Consider the following 18,026-nt stretch of genomic DNA (forward strand, 5'->3'; position numbering starts at 1 on the left):
TATATACAAATGGCCCTCCTATTAACTAGGGGGGCTGACTATCTTATTATCTATCAATATTAATGATCGTGATTATTACCATCTTCAGGCAAAATGGTTGGAACTTGTGACTCAGTGCCAGGTTCTACTAATAAGAACTGCCCCATCATGCCTTGATCCTCATGAAGCAATAAATGGCAGTGATACATAAGTGGAAAATTAGGGTCGGCATAGTCCCCAAACTCAACAACAATTCTCACCTTTGAACCATTGGGAACAAACACGGTATCCTTCCTTCCCTTCTCGTAATCAGAGGGAGCCTTTCCATTTATGTCCAATACTCGAAAAGCTGCATTATGAATATGGAAATTATGAGACCATCCAAAATTATTTATTTCCCATATTTCTGTTGCACCCGCTGGAACAACCTCATCAATTCGGTACATGTCCATTAATTTATCATTAATCTTATTCTCCATTGTGAGTTTAAATTGACGGACTCTTGCATCTTCTGGTACCTCAATTGGTGGGACAGTTGATAGCTTTCCGTCAATTGGAGTCGAATCTGTTAACTCTGAAGCTGCAACAATTTTCAACAATTCAAATTCCCCATTGTCTAAACCTGCATTCCCCTTATAGCTGTGAAGAATCGTTTCATCGCCAGGCTCAAATTCAACTACAATTTCTGCACGCTCACCTGGACTTAGCATTATACGATCTAATGTTACTGGCTCGTTTAGAAGCCCTGCGTCACTTCCTACAAGTTGAAACGACCTGTCATCTGAAAAACCGAAATTATAGGCCCTTGCGTTTGAGCCATTGAGAAGTCGAAAGCGAACTTGACTTGCTGTCACCTTCAGAAAAGGGTCATATGTTCCATTCACAAGTATTTCATCGCCCAATGTACCAAATATACCCTCATCATCCATTGTTAACTGCCCATCATCTGTAAACAATTTGTCTTGTATAATGAGAGGAATATCATCTACCCCGTAGGTTGAAGGCAGTTTCTTTGAATCCTCATCGTCAATAATGAACATTCCAGCCAGTCCACTATAAACATGCTCCGCAGTTTTACCGTGTAAGTGTGGATGATACCAAGTAGTAGCGGACGGCTGGTCAATTGTCCAATGCGGCGTCCAGGTTTCCCCTGCCTCAATCATTTGGTGTGGACCTCCATCCATCACCGCAGGTAATAACATACCGTGCCAATGAAGGGTCGATGTTTCATTCATATTATTAGTAACTTGAAAAGAAACTTTGTCACCTCGTGAGGCTCTTATCGTTGGGCCAAGGTAGGATCCGTTGATTCCCCGAGTGTCTGCAAGCTTACCAGGTAGTAGTTCTGTTGTTCCTTCTTGCAAGGTTAACATAAAGTTTTTGGTACCATCTGGTTCAATTGTAGGGTCCACAAGTGGTGGAATCCTTAGTGGTTGTTCAAACTCTAATTCCCCCACATTTGTCATAATTTCTTCTTTGCCACAAGCTGTTAATAGTACAAGTAACATAAGTGATACTGTAAAAAATCTATAATTTAATTTCAATTTCTCCCTCTACTTTCTTTTCTTTCAACTGGTGTTTCGAAATTTTATCTTATTCTACTATTTTACCATAGTCTTTTTTAGTTCCCGAAATTGTCATTAAATCGACACACATTTATGAGAACAACTCAAAACCTTCACGATTCATTAAATCTCTAATCAGGTGGTACTTCTTTCTAATGAAACCAACTAGTATATCTAGTAACCTCAAAGATTCTGAAAAAATTAAAGAAATACACTTGACTTATTATTAAGATAAAGGTAATATCAGAATATTAATTTTAATAATTATTCTCTTATAAAGAGTGGCAGAGGGACTGGCCCTGTGAAGCCCGGCAACCATTCATATTTTCCGTTAAATATGAACAGGTGCTAAATCCTGCAAAATACTATGTATTTTGGAAGATAAGAGAGGTATTTACTATTCAAGTATAATTATACCTCTCATTATGAGAGGTTTTTTTATTTCCTATTAAATGATGAGAGGAGGAATTACTATGTCAAATGCGATTGTTAAAGGTGCACCTGGTCATTACCGGATCGGTGAAGGAACATTAAAGGAATTGAGTTTACATTTATCTGACCTCAATATCAAGAATATTCATATCGTATGCGGAAAACGTGCATGGAACGCTGTACAGCCATACTGGCCAGAAGAAATAACGGAATTGGCTGGGACAAATTTTACCACAGTAGAAGGTCATTGCACGTTAGCAACAATTGATTCTATTTCAGAAGACTTGATAAATACTTCAGCAGATGCGGTTATAGGAATCGGTGGTGGGACTGCTCTAGATATTGCAAAAGCTTCAGCTGTAAAAGCTGGAATTAAATCCATCCTAATACCGAGTATTGCTTCAACCTGTTCAGCATGGACTCCCCTAAGCGTGTTCTATGACGAAAATGGTTCGTTCACACATTACACTGAATATCCTGTTGCGAATACCCTTGTACTAGTCGAGCCAGCCGTGATTGCCGAGGCACCAATACAATATCTACGTGCAGGTATAGGAGATACGTTAGCAAAGTATTATGAAGCTGATGCTTTAGTCTCTTCACTTTATAAGGACAGAGAACACCCTGTTTGGCTGAAAGTGTCTCAATTCTCAGCAGCTATATGTCGGGATGTACTTCTTAAGGACAGTACGGCTGCAATTGAAGCAGCTCTCAATAACACCGTTTCCGAAGAGTTAACAAGAGTTATTGAAGCTATCATCGTCACTGGTGGAATGGTAGGTGGATTTGGTGGAAAAGCAGGAAGAATTGCCGGTGCCCACACCATACATAACGCCTTAACAGTGACAAAGGAAGCTAGGAACTTTTTACATGGAGAATTAGTTTCCTATGGCATTTTGGTTCAACTTGCCCTTGAAGGAAAAAATGATGAATTGAATAAACTGTTAGATTTGTATGAGGAATGGAGTTTCCCTGCAAGCTTAAAACAATTGGGAATTAATTATAAGAATCAAGAAACTCTAGAAAAAATCATTGATAGAGCTCTCCTTCCCCAAGAATCTATACATTTCATGGATACGATTGTTACAAGTGAAAGTTTACTAGAGGCAATAAGAAAACTAGAAAACTATGAATCAATAATTAATGCTTAATCAATTTAATACTAACACCAAGAAAAGAGGAATTTTATAATGAAAAAATGGTTATTATCAATCTCAGTTTTATTACTTATTTCTATTTTAGCAGCCTGTGGAGGTAGTGATTCCAGTGGTTCTAAAGAAGAAGCAGACGGATTACTTAGTGATGGCAAGTTAGTAGTAGGAGTTACAGCCGGGCCACATGAGCAAATTACAGAAAAAGTTAAAGAACTTGCTGCAGAAGAGGATTTAGAAATTGAGGTAAAAGTTTTCACGGATTATGTTATGCCTAACGTTGCCCTAGACGAAAAGGAAATTGATATGAATAGTTTCCAAACTGAGCCTTTCTTTGAAGCTATGAAAGAAGACCGTAATCTTGACCTGGTAAAGGTGGGAGACACTGTTACGTTCCCAATGGGAATCTACTCAACAGCCGTTAAGGGCATTGAGGAACTTGAAGACGGCGCAAAAATTGGATTACCAAGTGATCCAACAAATAGTGGCCGTGCCCTTCTACTCTTTGAAAAAGCTGGGTTATTAAAATTAGATCCTGAAAAAGGCCTTAATTCAACAGTGAGAGATATTGTAGAAAACCCTAATAATTACGAATTCATTGAGCTAGATTCAGCACAAATTGCTCGCCAGTTGGATGAGCTAGATGCAGCAGCAATTAACACAAACTTTGCAATGGAGGCAGGATTTGTCCCTTCAAAAGATGCTATTTTTATAGAGTCCAAAGATTCACCTTTTGCAAACCTAGTTGCTGTTAGAGCAGAAAATAAAGACGACGAAGCTATTCAGAAGTTTTTAGATTTATACCATTCAGATGAAGTAAAAGCATATATTGAAGAAACATTCGAAGGATCTATCATCCCTTCTTGGTAATATGTTCTCAACTATGAGTGGAGCGATTTTATAGAGATCGCTCCACTCATGCTAATTTGGTTAAACGAAAAGGAGTGACCTTCCAAATGATCGAACTTAAAGGAATCTCGAAAAGCTTTATAGGGAAAAAGGGATCAATTGATGCATTAAAGGATGTATCAATTTCAGTAGAAAAAGGACAAATATACGGTGTAATTGGCTATAGTGGTGCTGGTAAAAGTACTCTTATTCGCTGTGTAAACCTATTAGAAAAGCCTGACACAGGTTCTGTACTCGTAAACGATGTTGATTTAACGAAATTATCACCTGGAAAACTTCGAGAAGCACGCGGAAAAATCGGGATGATATTCCAGGGCTTTAATCTACTAAAAACGGCTACAGTATATGAAAACATTGCACTTCCGTTAAAATTAACTGGCTTAAGTAAACAGGAAGTTGAAGAGAAAGTAACAAAATACTTAAAAATTGTTGGACTTGAGAATAAGCACCATGCCTATCCTTCTGAGTTATCGGGTGGACAAAAGCAAAGAGTAGCGATTGCTCGTGCACTTGCGCATGAACCAGAGGTACTCCTTAGTGACGAAGCTACAAGTGCCTTGGATCCTGATACAACAGAAGCAATTCTTGAATTATTATTAAAAATTAATCGTGAGCTTGGAATTACAATCTTACTTATTACCCACGAAATGAATGTCATCCAAAGAGTTTGTGACCGTGTTGCAGTAATGGAAAACGGTGAAGTAATTGAGGAAGGTAAAACAAGAGATATCTTCACATCTCCAAAACATACTACAACGAAAAAATTTGTTAATAGCCTATTCTCACATAATATCCCTAATGATATCCTGACAAGCTTAAAGGAAACGGGGCACGTTGTTTCCCTATCCTTCTTTGGAGAGTCTTCAGGAGAGCCAACCCTTGCACTAGTAAGTAAGAAATTTGATGTTTATCCAAACATCCTATCAGGCAGTATTACCCAATTAAAAGATGAATCATTTGGTCAGCTTTTGATTCACCTAAAAGGTGACTTCGCAGAAATTGAAAAAGCTGTATCATTTCTAAAACAACAACAGGTACTGGTAGAAGGAGTGGATTTAGATGAAGGAAAAAATAAACGAGTTTCTTGAACTTTGGGGTACTGACCTTTGGGACTCTACTCTCCAAACCTTTCAAATGGTGGGAATTTCCCTAGCCTTCTCTGTTATAATTGGGTTACCGTTAGGAATATTACTTGTCCTGACTCGTCCAGGAAAAGCGTTAGGCAATAAATATGTTTATCAAGTACTAAATGTCGTTATTAACATCGTTCGCTCGATTCCATTCATTATCCTACTGTTCTTTATTCTTCCTTTTACAAAGCTAATTGTAGGCACATCAATCGGTGTGAAGGGTGTAATTGTTCCATTAGTTGTATACACTGCTCCTTATATTGCTCGATTAATGGAAACTGCATTATTGGAAGTGGATCGTGGAGTCATCGAAGCATATGAAGCAATGGGAATCAAGACAAGACATATTATTTGGCATGTATTAGTTAGAGAGTCACGTTCGTCTATTGTTCTCGGATTAACGATTGCAACCATCGGATTAATCGGAGCAACGGCAATGGCAGGATTAGTTGGTGGCGGTGGGCTTGGCGACCTTGCCTATCGTTATGGACACCTACGATACGAAGTGGATGTTATGTATATAACCGTTATCCTGTTAATCATCCTTGTTCAAGGACTTCAATCAGCTGGTAATCGAATTGCAGCTCGATTGAAAAAAGACTAAAAGAAAAATAACGATAACCTAGTGGAATAGCATATGGCTACGCTAGGTTTTTTTATTGGAAACAATTCATTACTAGGCTATCAACCTTCTATGATAGTATAATAGTTTAGTAGTTTTGAGCATCAAGGAGGCTTCATGATGAAAGTAAATAAGGGAATATTGTTTGTATTATTGGGTGCAGGTTGCTATGGTTTTACACCTATTTTCGCAAAATTAGGATTTAGCTACGGTTACTCACTAGGGCAAATTAATATCGTTCAAATGATCATTTCCTCTGTGTTATTATGGTCTATCACTCTAATTAAACGCCCAAGTTTTAAAGGGCTAAGTAAAAAGAATATCCCGCAAATTATGATGACCGGTTGTTTTACCGGATTAACAAGTATCTTTTATTACGGTGCGATGCAATACTTACCAGCATCCTTAGCTATTATTTTAATGTTTCAGTTTGTTTGGATTGGTATTATTCTGGAGTGGATTTTCAGCAAAGTAAAACCTACTCCTATAACCGTCCTGTCCATCGTAACCATCTTAATCGGGGTCTTTTTCGCTTCCAATATAGTAAGTGGCAATATACAGGGATTACCAATTAAGGGCCTGCTTTTTGGGATCCTATCTGCATTCACTTATGCAGGATTTATTTTTGCTAGTGGAAAAGTCGCGGTAGATGTCGACCCGTTGACCCGAACGACTATAATGGCTACTGGGTCTACTATCTTAATACTGATCGTTTTCATCCGAGATATTCCAGCTGTATTTCCTTTAGAGACGAATCTTTTTACGACTGCAGTTGGGGTTTCACTATTTGGAGCAGTCCTTCCCCCATTATTCTATGCAGTTGGAGCCCCACAAGTTTCCGGTGGAATTGCCAATATATTAACATCGATTGAATTACCGATTGCTATTTTATCGGCTAGTATCATATTGTCAGAAACAGTAACGGAACTACAGTGGCTTGGTACAGCGATCATAATAGCAGCAATTGCAATAAATGAACTTGGTAACAAAAGGTATAATGTTCGTAGACACATTGATGTGTAGCATATTTGCTGTTACAGATTTTATGAAATTGTAACTGACCACTTTAGCTAAAAAAAACGAAACATGAAAAGGCCTAGAATCATCTTTGAAGATGTTACTAGGCCTTTTTTAAAGGTATGTCAAAAGAATCCTCTGTCTTTATATTATCTAGCATATGTTTCCTTAATGGTAGACACAGATAACGCCCCTATAACAAGAAAGACTCCTGAAATTAAGATCATCCCTGGCATTGATGAACCGAGCGCTGGGAACAATGCAAAACTTATACATGAGGCAATGATTTGTGGTAAGCAAATACTTCCATTAAAAAGACCTAGATACATCCCCATATTTTTCCCAGATAACGCATTTGTTAGCATTGTAAATGGGAATGTCATCATAGCTGCCCAAGCAATACCAATTAAGCTAAATGAGATAAATAAGGCAACCTGGTTATGCATAAAAAATACGGAACCAAAACCAATTCCACCTAATAGTAAACTAAGTGCATACCAAGTCTTGCGTTTATCATTTGCTACACGCGCCAACACTAGTGACCAAAGTACAGCTGCAATTGATTGTACAGCTGAGAGTATTCCGAACCAGTTCCCGGCTTCCTGATATGCTGGGCTAGCAGGATTAACAGTGTTCCACACGTTCTCAGCAACTGCTCCCGTACCATACGTCCATAAATACTGAAATCCCATCCAGCAAAATAATTGAACCAACGAAACAGTCCAGAATACTTTTGGAGCACGACGAAGTAACGTAAACACATTACTTTTTTCTTTTTTATCTTCATTTGTAATACCATGATAAGCAGCGTATTCTTCTGGTGTATACTCTTTTACTTTAAGTATGGTAAAGAGACTACAAATAATGAGAATAACTGCTCCCGCATAGAAGGAAATAACTACGGACTGTGGTACAACTCCTTTTGGAGCACTGTTTGAAACACCTAAAATGGTTAATAGAAATGGGAAAATACAAGCTAGCACTGCACCACTATTCGATAGAAAACTTTGTATAGAATAAGCGAAGCCTTTTTGTTCCTCATTAACCATATCACCAACCATCATTTTGAATGGTTGCATGGCTACGTTTGATGAAACATCCATAAACAAAATAGCCACTGCTCCAAAGGTAAGAGCGGCTACTGGACCAAAACCAAAGCTCCCTGCATTAGGTAATAAACACATCACAATTACTGCTACAATAGCACCTACAAGTAAATATGGGATACGGCGGCCAAGTCTTGGCATCCAGGTTCTATCTGAAAAATAACCTACAAGAGGCTGGACAATCAGTCCCGCTAGTGGCGGTAATATAAAGAAAAACCCTAATGTATGGGGATCAGCACCAATTGTTTGAAAGATACGACCCATATTTGAACTTTGCAAAGAAAATGCCATTTGAACACCCAGGAACCCAAAGCTTATCATCCATATCATATGAATCGGAAGTGTTGGTAACTGCTGTTTAATGGATCCCTCATTATTTTTATCTCGTTGACTTGCCAACTTAATAACCTCCTAAAATACTATAGGCTCTAAATACTGTTTTCTTTTTCTAAGAAAGATACCTTTTGCGCAATCGTTTGCATAAAAAGTAAAGGTTTTCAAGTGTCTTTAATAAACAATTTAGTTTCAGATTTAATAACCCTTATGAACAAACTACATTAAACACAAAAGTAATACAGCCTTAACATCTTCAATAAAAACATTTCTTTATTATAATATTGATTTAAGTTATGCGCAACCGTTTGCACTCATACTTTTTTTATTTTACGCAACTTAATTCAACCATATTAACTCTCTCTAACCTATCTTTAACCAATTTATCTGGATTTCTCCCCTCCTCTTTTATAGTTTAAATAACAATTCAAAGATTGTTCAATATTTCACAATATACTTTCTGATTTCCGTGATATTATTAATTTGTAAATGGTAAAGCATTTACTCTTCACTATAACAGTTAAGACAAAATGCAATTAGTCAAGGGAGAGATTGCACATGAAGGCTGTAGTAGTTAATTCAACTAACAGAGCAAACATTGAAGTTATTGAAAAGGAATTACGCGCACTAAAATCAGGCGAAGCTTTAGTAGACGTTGAGTATTGTGGTGTATGTCACACTGATTTACACGTTGCTGCCGGTGATTTTGGTAATGTAGATGGCCGTATCCTAGGACATGAAGGAATAGGTGTCGTATCTAAAGTTTCTGAAGATGTTACTAGCCTAAAAATTGGCGATAGAGTCAGTATTGCATGGATGTTTCAATCATGTGGTAGGTGTGAGTATTGTGTAACAGGTAGAGAAACATTTTGTCGTAATGTTAAAAACTCAGGTTATAGTGTTGATGGAGGAATGGCTGAACAATGTATCGTAACCGCTGATTACGCAGTAAAAGTACCTGATGGATTAGAACCAGCACAGGCAAGTAGTATCACGTGTGCCGGTGTTACTTGCTATAAAGCCATCAAGGTTGCTGATATTAAAGCTGGTCAATGGATTGTTATTTATGGCTGTGGTGGATTAGGTAATCTAGCCATCCAATATGCTAAACATGTATTTAACGCAAAAGTGATAGCAGTAGATATCAATGACGACAAGTTATCACTAGCAAAAGAAATAGGTGCGGATATCACGATAAACCCTATCTCCCAAGGAGATGCGGATACAATTATTCAAGAACAAACTGGTGGAGCACACGCTGCAGTGGTTACGGCAGTTTCAAAAATTGCATTTAACTCTGCAGTCAATGCTGTACGTGCTTGTGGTAAAGTCGTCGCAGTAGGTTTACCATCTGAAACAATGGATTTAAATATTCCTCGTTTGGTTCTAGACGGTATTGAGGTAGTCGGATCACTAGTTGGTACACGTAAGGATCTAGAAGAGGCTTTCCAATTTGGTGCTGAAGGTAAAGTAGTACCAGTTGTGCAAACTCGTTGTTTACATGAAGTACAAGATGTATTCGAAGAGATGGAGCAAGGTAAGATCCAAGGTCGCATGGTAATTGACTTTAAACAGCACAAGTGTAAAGCATAATCTCTTGATAAAATTACACCCATTTTATAGAGTTTAATTGGATTGAAGGCGACAAAGAAATAGTACATTCTTTGACGCCTTTTTCATTTCCTAGTTCTTGGTTTTACTATCCTAATTACTTTTTAACAAATTCAGATTTGAGTTTCATTGCTCCAAATCCTTCAATTTTGCAATCGATATTATGGTCTCCTTCTACTAAACGAATACTTTTCACTTTTGTACCCTGTTTTAATACTGACGAACTTCCTTTTACCTTGAGGTCTTTAATAACAGTTACAGTATCCCCGTCGTTTAATACATTTCCATTAGCATCCTTAATTACCTTATTGTCGTCATTTGCTTCTTCCGAGCCCAACGCCCACTCATGATTACATATTGGACATACTAGAAGTGCTCCATCTTCGTATGTGTATTCGGAATTACATTTCGGGCAATTTGGTAGAGTACTCATATTATCTCCCCCTAGTAAATTTTGGTATCTCACATACATCGTATCATACTTTCTACTCTATTATTTTCAATATAATTGGGAAAACAGAATTCTTATAGGTAATTAGTTTGGAATCGAAATACTTTTGCAATATAATTGCCACGGATGTAACTAATTTAAAACCTGCCTGTTCTTTTTCTACGGAAAATCTATGATACGATTAGTTAAAATTAGCAACTAAAGAACATGGAGGGCAAATGAATGCTTAAAAAAATGGTAGCAATTTTGGCAGGTACTGTACTCTCAGTTACAGTTAGTGCTAATGTACAAGCATCTACAATTACGGTAGAAAAAGGTGATACACTTTGGGATTTATCACGAGCAAATAACACAACCGTAAAAGATATTAAAATGGTAAATTACCTTACTTCAGATCTCATTCATCCTGGTGATGAACTAACAATAGCAAATAAAAAACAATATTCAGTTAAGCAAGGTGATACATTATGGGATATAGCAATGGCCCATCAAGTATCTGTTTCACAAATTAAAGAATGGAATCAATTACATACCGATCTCATTCATCCAGATCTAAATCTAGTAATCTTTGAAGAAGTAAAATCAACTACTGCTAGTACCAATGCTGAAAAACCTGTACAGACAAATGCAGGCTCAGTCAAGGAAAATATACATGCAGTAACAACTCCTAAAACCCAAGAGCAAGTGACAAGTAAACCAGCAGTACCCGCTGCAAAAACAGAAAAGGAAACAAGTAAACCTGAAGCGCCACCTACACCAACTAATGATGCAAGCGCAAAGGAAGTCACTGTAACAGCTACTGCTTATACAGCTTCATGTGAAGGATGTTCCGGCATTACGTCAACAGGTCTTAACCTTAAGGATAATCCAGATGCGAAGGTTATTTCAGTAGATCCGTCTGTTATCCCTCTTGGCAGCAAAGTGTATGTAGAAGGATACGGAGAAGCGATTGCTGGCGATACCGGTGGAGCGATTAAAGGAAACAAAATTGATGTCTTTATCCCATCTAAACAGGATGCAATCAATTTCGGTGTAAAACAAGTTAAAGTAACGATTTTAGACTAATAATAGATTTTGAATAACAAGACCCTTTAAAAGTAAAGGGTCTTGTACTTATATATAGAGATATAATCAAACGACAACAGCATAATATTTTATAAACGATTGGAGTTGAGCTATTCTTTGAGTAAATTTACTCCTGAAAAGTTAACAGTAGAATACTTCGATGGTACTACAGCCACCGAACCTCTTTTTCCAAGACGATATACACTTACACATTCCGATGAAACTGCACAGCTTTTTTTAACTATCGGTACTCAATATGCATGGAATAAAATCAATCCTACAAGGGATGAAGTATTAGGCGAATGGGGAGTAAGTGGAGGTTATCTTTGTTATTCTGTGTATGTATATATAGATCAAGGTGAATACGACCCAACCACTTCTGCTAAACGAAATGAAATATTTAGACGTGAACTCCCCCTTGCTTTAACTGCTATTAGATATGGTGATCGATTTTTGTTTAACGCTTTTCCCTTTTTAAATGACTCTCCTATCATTATTCACTTTAATTCCTCCTATCCCCAGTTTGCTAGGCAGGAAAATTGGGGAGCCTTTAAACGATTTGCAGTCTAAAGATCTTCTATCCAATTGTCCTGGATAAGTGTTTCTTCTCTTTGCAGTCAAACCTACCTATGGAACCCTTTAAAAAAGCTATCCCATCAACATGGAATAGCTTTTTCATTTAGAGGACAACCTGTTCTGTATCTGTGTCCTTATCCAATTTGAAGTTTACCTTCTTTCCACCATATAAAATCTCATAGTCACCAAGGAATCCTTCAATTGACACCATGCCTGCGTCATCCGTTTTAGTAGTTATATTTGTATACCAGTCACCTTTTATTAATTTCTTTAAAACCTCGTAAGCCGGTTTAGGACTGTTATCCTTTCTAATAAACCCAGCAGGAGCTCCAAGCCATGCACCGTCATCACTAAACGACCAGTTCGTAATCGATTCAACAAGAGGATGTTCAAACAAAATAGAATACATTTCCTCTACCTCTTTAGCCTGACGTTCTTCGAATTCTGGTGTAGATGGCCATTCAGGAATCTGATAATCATTCAAATCTACAATTTCTGCTGGCATTATATGGCCTGATGGCAATGTGTTTTCTGTAAAATGGAGTGGTAATCCGAACTGTGAGAAACGTTCTAATACTTCTTCTAGCTTTTCACGCCCCCAGTATCCTTGATGTTGATGTGACTGAATACCAATTGCATCAATTTGGATACCCGCGTTTAAACAACCATCTATTAAGATTTCATAATTAATAGTCGTGTTAAAGTCATTTAATAATAGAGTTGCACCTGGATTGATTTCACGTGTTTTTGCAAACATTTCTTTTATAATACCAACACGACCAAGGTCTTTACTGATTCTTGTAATGCCATTATCATACTTATCAAAGATTGGCATGATCACCACTTCATTGATTACATCCCACATATCAATGAGCCCTTTGAAGTCTAGTACATCACGTTCAATTCTAGCAAACTGTGCTTCAAGGATCTCTTCATTGCTCATATCAAGAAGCCATGGAGCAGTTAAGGTATGCCAACAAAGTGGATGTCCTTTTACAGTGACGTTTCTTTCTTTTAACCACTGAGCAGCTTCCTTTAGTTCCTTTGTTCGCGGTTTTCCTTTTTCAGGTTCAAACATCCCCCAATAGAAAGGTAATGTAGCAGCATTAAATACATCTAAGAACTTCTCCACCTTTGCTTCCTGAAACGCAAGTCTGTTTGCTGATACATTTTTATTTGCTACATCGATTACATCAAATATCCCGCTACCAAATAGGAACTTATGATTAGTCTGTTTAATTTCGATTTCCTCTCTTACGATAGGGTTTCCAGATACATCTACAAGTTTTATAGTTTTACTATTCATACGGTGTGCCAGTCGATTCGATTGCCTCATTCATTTACCTCCATTTTTTAAAAAGGTTCTTTTAAGAAAACGCTTTCTTTTATTGTCTTAATCTTAGCAAGCTTCTTCCAGCAAGAAAACAAAGTAGACTATACTTTTTGTTTAAAAAAATAAAGGTATTGTTATCCTAAATATGATTCCTATTATGCTTTAGTCCCCAAACTATCCTTTTTCCTATATCCGTTATATCTAAATATGAGTTTGTCATTCACCTATAAAATAAAGTATAGTTAGTATCTAATAAAACAATCATCTGATTAAGGTTGTGTTAACATGCGTATTAATAAATATATAAGTGAATCTGGAAAAGCATCTAGACGAGGTGCAGATAAATTAATCACCGATGGTAGAGTTACTATTAATGGTAAGCGTGCAACAATAGGTAGCCAGGTTGAACCTGGAGATGACGTTCGAGTGGATGGAAACCAAATTCGAGTGGCAAGGAATAACGTCTATATTGCCCTAAATAAGCCTGTAGGCATTACAAGCACAACAGAAAAAGGGGTTAAGGGGAATATTGTTGATTTAGTTAATCACCCATTAAGGATATTTAATATTGGGCGTCTGGATAAGGATTCGGAAGGCTTAATACTTCTTACGAACGATGGTGACATTGTTAATGAGATTCTACGCTCTGAAAATAGGCATGAGAAGGAATATATTGTTTCAGTTGATAAGACAATTACTCCGGAATTCTTAAAGAGAATGTCTGAGGGTGTCAAAATATTAGATACGAAAACTCTTCCTTGTGAAGTTGTTCAATTATCAAAGTTTGAATTTCGGATTATTTTAACACAGGGGCTAAACCGCCAAATTCGCCGCATGTGCGCGGAATTAGGATACGACGTTTACCGATTGCAAAGAATTCGAATCATGAATATTCATTTGGGAAACCTACCCCCTGGTCAATGGAGAGACTTGTCTAAGAAAGAACGAACTCAGTTATTTAGAGAACTAGACTATGAGCCAAAAGAATGGTAAAAGTGCCCAACTAGAGATGATATTCCACTTCTTAGTCTGTCTTTCCAAGAAAGAGGCATAAAAGTTCTATCCCTACTATATTTACTATGCATATAGTTAAATGTCAATTTATGTAAAATAGTTATTGCGATAGACATAGTAACTCATTACAATAAAAGAGGAAATGGGATAACCCCGTTTTCTCTTTTTAATATTTCAAGTATCCCTAAAAACTATGAAAGTGAGTTGATTTAACTTATGTCCAAAAGAATTTGAAATGAGGTATCGCGGACTCCTTGAGTATTATGGAAAGGATTTTATTGCCTACAAGAAAGAGAAACCCTCTGACAAAAAGCGCAATGAGTTTCTTCGTATCATTTCAAAATTCATGACCCACTACATAGAAGATGACTGCCCACCCTCTTGGAAACAATGTCCGGCCTCATTCTGGGAATTATTCATTTTCTCCTTTTATCCCGATCACATCAAACTTTCACCAACCGAACAAGAAGTAGAAATTTTTCTGTACCAACTAAAAGAGTTTGTTCGTTGGCTAGATAAGCGGAGTGGCACATCTTGGAGTCCAATAATCGAGCAATACTCATTAGAAGCTTTTCCAGAACTAAAAATCTGTGAACGATCCATTAATTGGATTTTCCTAAGGGGCTTTCCCCGAATTCATCATAATGATTGGAATCTTGAACAAGATCACATGTACCCAGCTACCAATATGAACACCTAAAAAAGAAAATTTACTGTAAATTTTGTAGTTCCTTTCTGGTTTCTTTACAAAACAATATTTTTGTTTGTGATAAGTGTGGAGAGCCTGAAACTATAGAAGATGCTATTCTACGCAACATTAAGGAATTTCACCTATTATTCCCTGAACGAAAGTTTAAGACCACAGATATTTATGAGTGGTGCAACGTTAATTTATCGAAAAGGAAATTTTGCAGAGTTTAAAGAAAAACTTTAATGCCTTTGGAAAAACAAGTGATTCCTATTTTACATAATTTTATATTTTTGTAATCGTCAGAGCTCCTTCGGCCACATCATCGTTTTTTCACGCGGCTCCTGTCCGAGGTTTACTCGGCTTCGGACTCAACAACGCCTTTTTACGCGGCCCCTGTCCGAAGTTTACTCAGCTTCGGACTCTACCTCGCCTTTTTCCCTGGCCCCTGTCTGAAGTCCACCCGACTTCAGACTCAACCCCACCTTTTTCCTCGACTTCTGTCCAAAGCTTACTATGCTTTAAAAGCAGATAAAATGAAGGGCCCTCAAATGTAAGGAACAAGTATTAATTAAAGTCTATCTTGTGAGATAAATCACAATCCAGCATTATTATAAATGCTATCATTATTAATAAAGATAGATAATATTCACCTAAAGTGAGGTTTTTTTCTTTACTATTCCAATATCCTCTCATAAAGGAGTGTTCTAAATGAATGAAAATAAATTGTCTGAATTAATTAGTCCTGAAGCTATCATAAACTTTGAAACTGGCGCAATTAAAGCGAGCACGTTGGATTCGATTATTAATCTACTACCTTTCGAAATGGGTTTTTGCGATGCTAACGATATTTTCCGCTGGTATTCAAATAATCCTAACCGCGTCCATGGCCGTCGTAAAGAAGCAATTGGTCGCAATGTGCTTGAGCTTCACCCAAGAATGGCTCATCACGTTGAAAAATTGTTGAATGATTTCCGTTCAGGAGCACGCGACGATTGGGAATTTTGGTTTCCAAAACGCTCCGGAGAAGAAACCGGTCAAATCTACCAAAAGTTTATGGCTGTACGGGATGAAAACGGAAAATACCTTGGATGTATGGATGTGACCGTTAATATCGACCTTTTCCAAGGAAAAGAAGGTAAACACACCCCCGAAACGATTGATGAATTTATAGCTGTGACACCTTGATAGAAAGAAGCTCTCAACCATAAAAAACACATTGAAATGAAAGTTCAATGTGTTTTTTAGTGGATGTATTTATTTAAACAAAATTCTACAGTTTATTAATGAACTTCTAGAGTAACATCAATATTCCCTCTTGTTGCTTTAGAGTAAGGACATACTTGATGTGCTTTATGAACTAGATCTTCTAACTGCTCTTTATCAACATTAGTTCCCTTTACTTGCAAAGTAACGGCTAACTTAAAACCTTGGTCTGCTTCATCTTTAGTCAAACTAACATTTGCAGTGACTTCCGATTCAAACTTTACACGTTCTTTTCTAGCAACTAATTGTAATGCACTGTCGAAACAAGCAGCATATCCAGCCGCAAATAATTGTTCTGGATTAGTTGCATTTTCCAACTTTTTAGCTCTTGGACTTCCTGGCATAGCTGTATCTAAGCTAATAACCTGATCTGATGATTGAACTCTTCCTTCTCTTCCTCCACTGGCTGTCGCAGTTGACGTAAATAAAATTTCTGACATAACTATCATCTCCTAATTAGCTCATAATCGTATTTATCATTTTCATAACGTAGGCATTTATACACTTTGGTTGATTATCCTTGTGTATGCTGGTAAGCCAAGATGCTTCTTAAACATTTACCGATTATATTTGTTCTTTACTTACTTTGGTTTTCATTTTTTTGCTTTAACTTCATTTGAAGAATACTTAATTGACTCATTAAGTTCGCATACTCTTCAAATTCTATGTTGCATGAATTAACCTGAGCAGCAATGCTTTCTATTATCGCTTGTTTTTCCTTTTTAGCTTTCGGTTGAAGAAAAATCGAGACCCTCCGTTCATCGATAGTTGAGCGTTCTTTTTTTACCCAACTATTTTCCTCCATCCTTTTAATCATTGGTGTTAAGGTTCCAGTACCTAATTTTAATCTTTCACCTAATTCCTTTACGGTAAGTCCGTCCTTTTCCCAAAGTACTAATAAGGCTAAATATTGTGGGTAGGTGAGACCAAAGGAATGAAGTACTTTTGAATATAATTTATTAAATTGACTACTCACTTCATAGATTGAGAAGCAAAGCTGATTTTCTAGAGTTAAAAAGTCTTTCAATATGCTCATCCTTTTTACAATGATAACTGCTTCTTTATTTCACTCTCTATTTTACTAGGTTCTGTAGTCGGTGCATAACGATCTACAACTTTTCCATTTTTATCGACAAGAAACTTTGTGAAATTCCACTTTATATTTTTTGAAAGAATACCGCCTTTTTGAGCTTTCAGAAACGTAAATAACGGTTCTTCTTCTTCTCCGTTCACATCGATTTTCGCAAACATAGGGAAGGTTACCCCATAATTTAACTGACAAAATTCAGTTGTTTCTCCAATGTCATCAAATTCTTGATTGTTAAATTGGCTACAGGGGAATCCTAATATCTCTAGCCCTTGCTCATTATACTTTTCATATAATTCTTGTAGCTCTTTAAATTGACCCGATAGCCCGCACTTACTAGCAGTATTCACAATAAGCAATGTTTTCCCTTCAAAGTCTTTCAATGACCTTCTTTCACCATTTGTTTTCTTTATAGTAAAGTCATAAACTGTCTTCATTATGTTACCCCCTTGTCACTAATTAAATCGATTGTGATTAAATCGTACACGATTAATAAAAAGATTTCAAGTTTAAAAGTAAGTGTTCAAAATAAAAAACCGCACCTACTTATGGTACGGTTTTCCTCATCTATCTAATCAGTTGCTCTAACCTTTTACTCGTTCAGTTTCATTTCTATAGAAATAATCTCAACAACTGTATACGGTTCACCATATCTGATTAAATAAAATTTACAAACTAGATTATTTAATCA

18 protein-coding genes and 1 riboswitch are annotated in these 18,026 nt (G+C 36.9%); of the genes, 11 read left to right on the forward strand and 7 right to left on the reverse strand.

Annotated features, from left to right (window positions below; all coding sequences use genetic code 11):
• Window positions 1-59: 59 nt before the first annotated feature.
• Window positions 60-1,523 (reverse strand): multicopper oxidase family protein, encoded by a 1,464-nt coding sequence (locus CZ490_RS17205; RefSeq protein ID WP_234987256.1) that lies wholly within the window; start codon window positions 1,521-1,523, stop codon window positions 60-62.
• 290 nt (window positions 1,524-1,813) lie between these two features.
• A riboswitch (SAM riboswitch) is annotated at window positions 1,814-1,932 on the forward strand.
• A gap of 85 nt (window positions 1,933-2,017) precedes the next feature.
• On the opposite strand from CZ490_RS17205, the gene CZ490_RS17210 reads away from it, so the two are divergent.
• The 5 genes from CZ490_RS17210 (at window position 2,018) to CZ490_RS17230 (ending at window position 6,811) form a co-directional block, all read left to right on the forward strand.
• The gene (locus tag CZ490_RS17210; protein ID WP_077620059.1) at window positions 2,018-3,127 is read left to right on the forward strand and encodes an iron-containing alcohol dehydrogenase family protein; all 1,110 of its coding nucleotides are present in this window, start codon (window positions 2,018-2,020) and stop codon (window positions 3,125-3,127) included.
• 39 nt (window positions 3,128-3,166) lie between these two features.
• Complete coding sequence (locus CZ490_RS17215; protein ID WP_077620060.1) at window positions 3,167-3,997, forward strand: MetQ/NlpA family ABC transporter substrate-binding protein; 831 nt, start codon at window positions 3,167-3,169, stop codon at window positions 3,995-3,997.
• An 86-nt stretch (window positions 3,998-4,083) separates the two neighbouring features.
• Window positions 4,084-5,124: a methionine ABC transporter ATP-binding protein gene (locus tag CZ490_RS17220; RefSeq protein WP_077620061.1), complete on the forward strand. Its 1,041-nt coding sequence runs from the start codon at window positions 4,084-4,086 to the stop codon at window positions 5,122-5,124.
• Window positions 5,096-5,770 carry a methionine ABC transporter permease gene (locus tag CZ490_RS17225; RefSeq protein ID WP_077620062.1) on the forward strand — a complete coding sequence of 225 codons (675 nt, stop codon included), beginning with the start codon at window positions 5,096-5,098 and terminating at the stop codon, window positions 5,768-5,770. The genes CZ490_RS17220 and CZ490_RS17225 overlap by 29 nt, the downstream gene beginning before the upstream one ends.
• A gap of 138 nt (window positions 5,771-5,908) precedes the next feature.
• Entirely contained in the window at window positions 5,909-6,811 is a 903-nt protein-coding gene (locus CZ490_RS17230) for an EamA family transporter (protein WP_077620063.1), read from the forward strand.
• Between the two features lie 143 nt (window positions 6,812-6,954).
• Here CZ490_RS17230 and CZ490_RS17235 read toward each other — a convergent pair whose 3' ends face one another.
• Window positions 6,955-8,241, reverse strand: a complete 1,287-nt coding sequence (locus tag CZ490_RS17235) for an SLC45 family MFS transporter (RefSeq protein WP_077621104.1) — start codon at window positions 8,239-8,241, stop codon at window positions 6,955-6,957.
• Between the two features lie 561 nt (window positions 8,242-8,802).
• Between CZ490_RS17235 and adhP the strand changes: the two genes are divergently transcribed.
• The gene (adhP, locus tag CZ490_RS17240) at window positions 8,803-9,837 is read left to right on the forward strand and encodes an alcohol dehydrogenase AdhP (RefSeq protein WP_077620064.1); all 1,035 of its coding nucleotides are present in this window, start codon (window positions 8,803-8,805) and stop codon (window positions 9,835-9,837) included.
• Window positions 9,838-9,952: 115 nt separating this feature from the next.
• On the opposite strand, the gene CZ490_RS17245 is transcribed toward adhP, so the two are convergent.
• Window positions 9,953-10,288 (reverse strand): zinc ribbon domain-containing protein YjdM, encoded by a 336-nt coding sequence (locus CZ490_RS17245; RefSeq protein ID WP_077620065.1) that lies wholly within the window; start codon window positions 10,286-10,288, stop codon window positions 9,953-9,955.
• Between the two features lie 240 nt (window positions 10,289-10,528).
• Here CZ490_RS17245 and CZ490_RS17250 point away from each other — a divergent pair, with 240 nt between their 5' ends.
• The gene (locus CZ490_RS17250) at window positions 10,529-11,371 is read left to right on the forward strand and encodes a LysM peptidoglycan-binding and 3D domain-containing protein (protein WP_077620066.1); all 843 of its coding nucleotides are present in this window, start codon (window positions 10,529-10,531) and stop codon (window positions 11,369-11,371) included.
• A gap of 117 nt (window positions 11,372-11,488) precedes the next feature.
• Complete coding sequence (locus CZ490_RS17255; protein WP_077620067.1) at window positions 11,489-11,941, forward strand: staygreen family protein; 453 nt, start codon at window positions 11,489-11,491, stop codon at window positions 11,939-11,941.
• A gap of 109 nt (window positions 11,942-12,050) precedes the next feature.
• On the opposite strand, the gene CZ490_RS17260 is transcribed toward CZ490_RS17255, so the two are convergent.
• The gene (locus CZ490_RS17260; RefSeq protein ID WP_077620068.1) at window positions 12,051-13,283 is read right to left on the reverse strand and encodes an endo-1,4-beta-xylanase; all 1,233 of its coding nucleotides are present in this window, start codon (window positions 13,281-13,283) and stop codon (window positions 12,051-12,053) included.
• Window positions 13,284-13,565: 282 nt separating this feature from the next.
• Between CZ490_RS17260 and rluF the strand changes: the two genes are divergently transcribed.
• The 3 genes from rluF to CZ490_RS17275 all read left to right on the forward strand — a co-directional run bounded on the left by rluF (window position 13,566) and on the right by CZ490_RS17275 (window position 16,170).
• A complete protein-coding gene (gene rluF / locus CZ490_RS17265; protein WP_077620069.1) occupies window positions 13,566-14,273 on the forward strand; it encodes a 23S rRNA pseudouridine(2604) synthase RluF in 708 nt (235 codons plus the stop codon).
• A gap of 256 nt (window positions 14,274-14,529) precedes the next feature.
• On the forward strand, window positions 14,530-14,994 hold the full coding sequence (locus CZ490_RS17270; RefSeq protein ID WP_077620070.1) for a hypothetical protein: 465 nt from the start codon (window positions 14,530-14,532) through the stop codon (window positions 14,992-14,994).
• Between the two features lie 699 nt (window positions 14,995-15,693).
• Window positions 15,694-16,170 carry a PAS domain-containing protein gene (locus CZ490_RS17275; RefSeq protein WP_077620071.1) on the forward strand — a complete coding sequence of 159 codons (477 nt, stop codon included), beginning with the start codon at window positions 15,694-15,696 and terminating at the stop codon, window positions 16,168-16,170.
• 95 nt (window positions 16,171-16,265) lie between these two features.
• On the opposite strand, the gene CZ490_RS17280 is transcribed toward CZ490_RS17275, so the two are convergent.
• The 3 genes from CZ490_RS17280 to CZ490_RS17290 form a co-directional block, all read right to left on the reverse strand.
• On the reverse strand, window positions 16,266-16,688 hold the full coding sequence (locus CZ490_RS17280) for an organic hydroperoxide resistance protein (RefSeq protein WP_077620072.1): 423 nt from the start codon (window positions 16,686-16,688) through the stop codon (window positions 16,266-16,268).
• A 137-nt stretch (window positions 16,689-16,825) separates the two neighbouring features.
• Entirely contained in the window at window positions 16,826-17,284 is a 459-nt protein-coding gene (locus CZ490_RS17285; RefSeq protein ID WP_407639792.1) for a MarR family winged helix-turn-helix transcriptional regulator, read from the reverse strand.
• A gap of 5 nt (window positions 17,285-17,289) precedes the next feature.
• On the reverse strand, window positions 17,290-17,772 hold the full coding sequence (locus CZ490_RS17290) for a glutathione peroxidase (protein WP_077620074.1): 483 nt from the start codon (window positions 17,770-17,772) through the stop codon (window positions 17,290-17,292).
• Between the last annotated feature and the right edge of the window lie 254 nt (window positions 17,773-18,026).

The organism is Litchfieldia sinesaloumensis (assembly GCF_900156865.1).
Classification (GTDB): domain Bacteria; phylum Bacillota; class Bacilli; order Bacillales; family Bacillaceae_L; genus Ferdinandcohnia; species Ferdinandcohnia sinesaloumensis.

Bases quoted from the DNA above. Each gene is read 5' to 3' on its own strand.
- CZ490_RS17285 (WP_407639792.1), bottom strand. From the start codon at position 17,284: ATGAGCATATTGAAAGACTTTTTAACTCTAGAAAATCAGCTTTGCTTC.
- CZ490_RS17290 (WP_077620074.1), bottom strand. From the start codon at position 17,772: ATGAAGACAGTTTATGACTTTACTATAAAGAAAACAAATGGTGAAAGA.
- rluF (WP_077620069.1), top strand. From the start codon at position 13,566: ATGCGTATTAATAAATATATAAGTGAATCTGGAAAAGCATCTAGACGA.
- CZ490_RS17270 (WP_077620070.1), top strand. From the start codon at position 14,530: ATGAGGTATCGCGGACTCCTTGAGTATTATGGAAAGGATTTTATTGCC.
- CZ490_RS17230 (WP_077620063.1), top strand. From the start codon at position 5,909: ATGAAAGTAAATAAGGGAATATTGTTTGTATTATTGGGTGCAGGTTGC.
- CZ490_RS17280 (WP_077620072.1), bottom strand. From the start codon at position 16,688: ATGTCAGAAATTTTATTTACGTCAACTGCGACAGCCAGTGGAGGAAGA.
- adhP (WP_077620064.1), top strand. From the start codon at position 8,803: ATGAAGGCTGTAGTAGTTAATTCAACTAACAGAGCAAACATTGAAGTT.
- CZ490_RS17215 (WP_077620060.1), top strand. From the start codon at position 3,167: ATGAAAAAATGGTTATTATCAATCTCAGTTTTATTACTTATTTCTATT.
- CZ490_RS17210 (WP_077620059.1), top strand. From the start codon at position 2,018: ATGTCAAATGCGATTGTTAAAGGTGCACCTGGTCATTACCGGATCGGT.
- CZ490_RS17235 (WP_077621104.1), bottom strand. From the start codon at position 8,241: ATGATATGGATGATAAGCTTTGGGTTCCTGGGTGTTCAAATGGCATTT.
- CZ490_RS17220 (WP_077620061.1), top strand. From the start codon at position 4,084: ATGATCGAACTTAAAGGAATCTCGAAAAGCTTTATAGGGAAAAAGGGA.
- CZ490_RS17260 (WP_077620068.1), bottom strand. From the start codon at position 13,283: ATGAGGCAATCGAATCGACTGGCACACCGTATGAATAGTAAAACTATA.
- CZ490_RS17250 (WP_077620066.1), top strand. From the start codon at position 10,529: ATGCTTAAAAAAATGGTAGCAATTTTGGCAGGTACTGTACTCTCAGTT.
- CZ490_RS17225 (WP_077620062.1), top strand. From the start codon at position 5,096: ATGAAGGAAAAAATAAACGAGTTTCTTGAACTTTGGGGTACTGACCTT.
- CZ490_RS17275 (WP_077620071.1), top strand. From the start codon at position 15,694: ATGAATGAAAATAAATTGTCTGAATTAATTAGTCCTGAAGCTATCATA.
- CZ490_RS17245 (WP_077620065.1), bottom strand. From the start codon at position 10,288: ATGAGTACTCTACCAAATTGCCCGAAATGTAATTCCGAATACACATAC.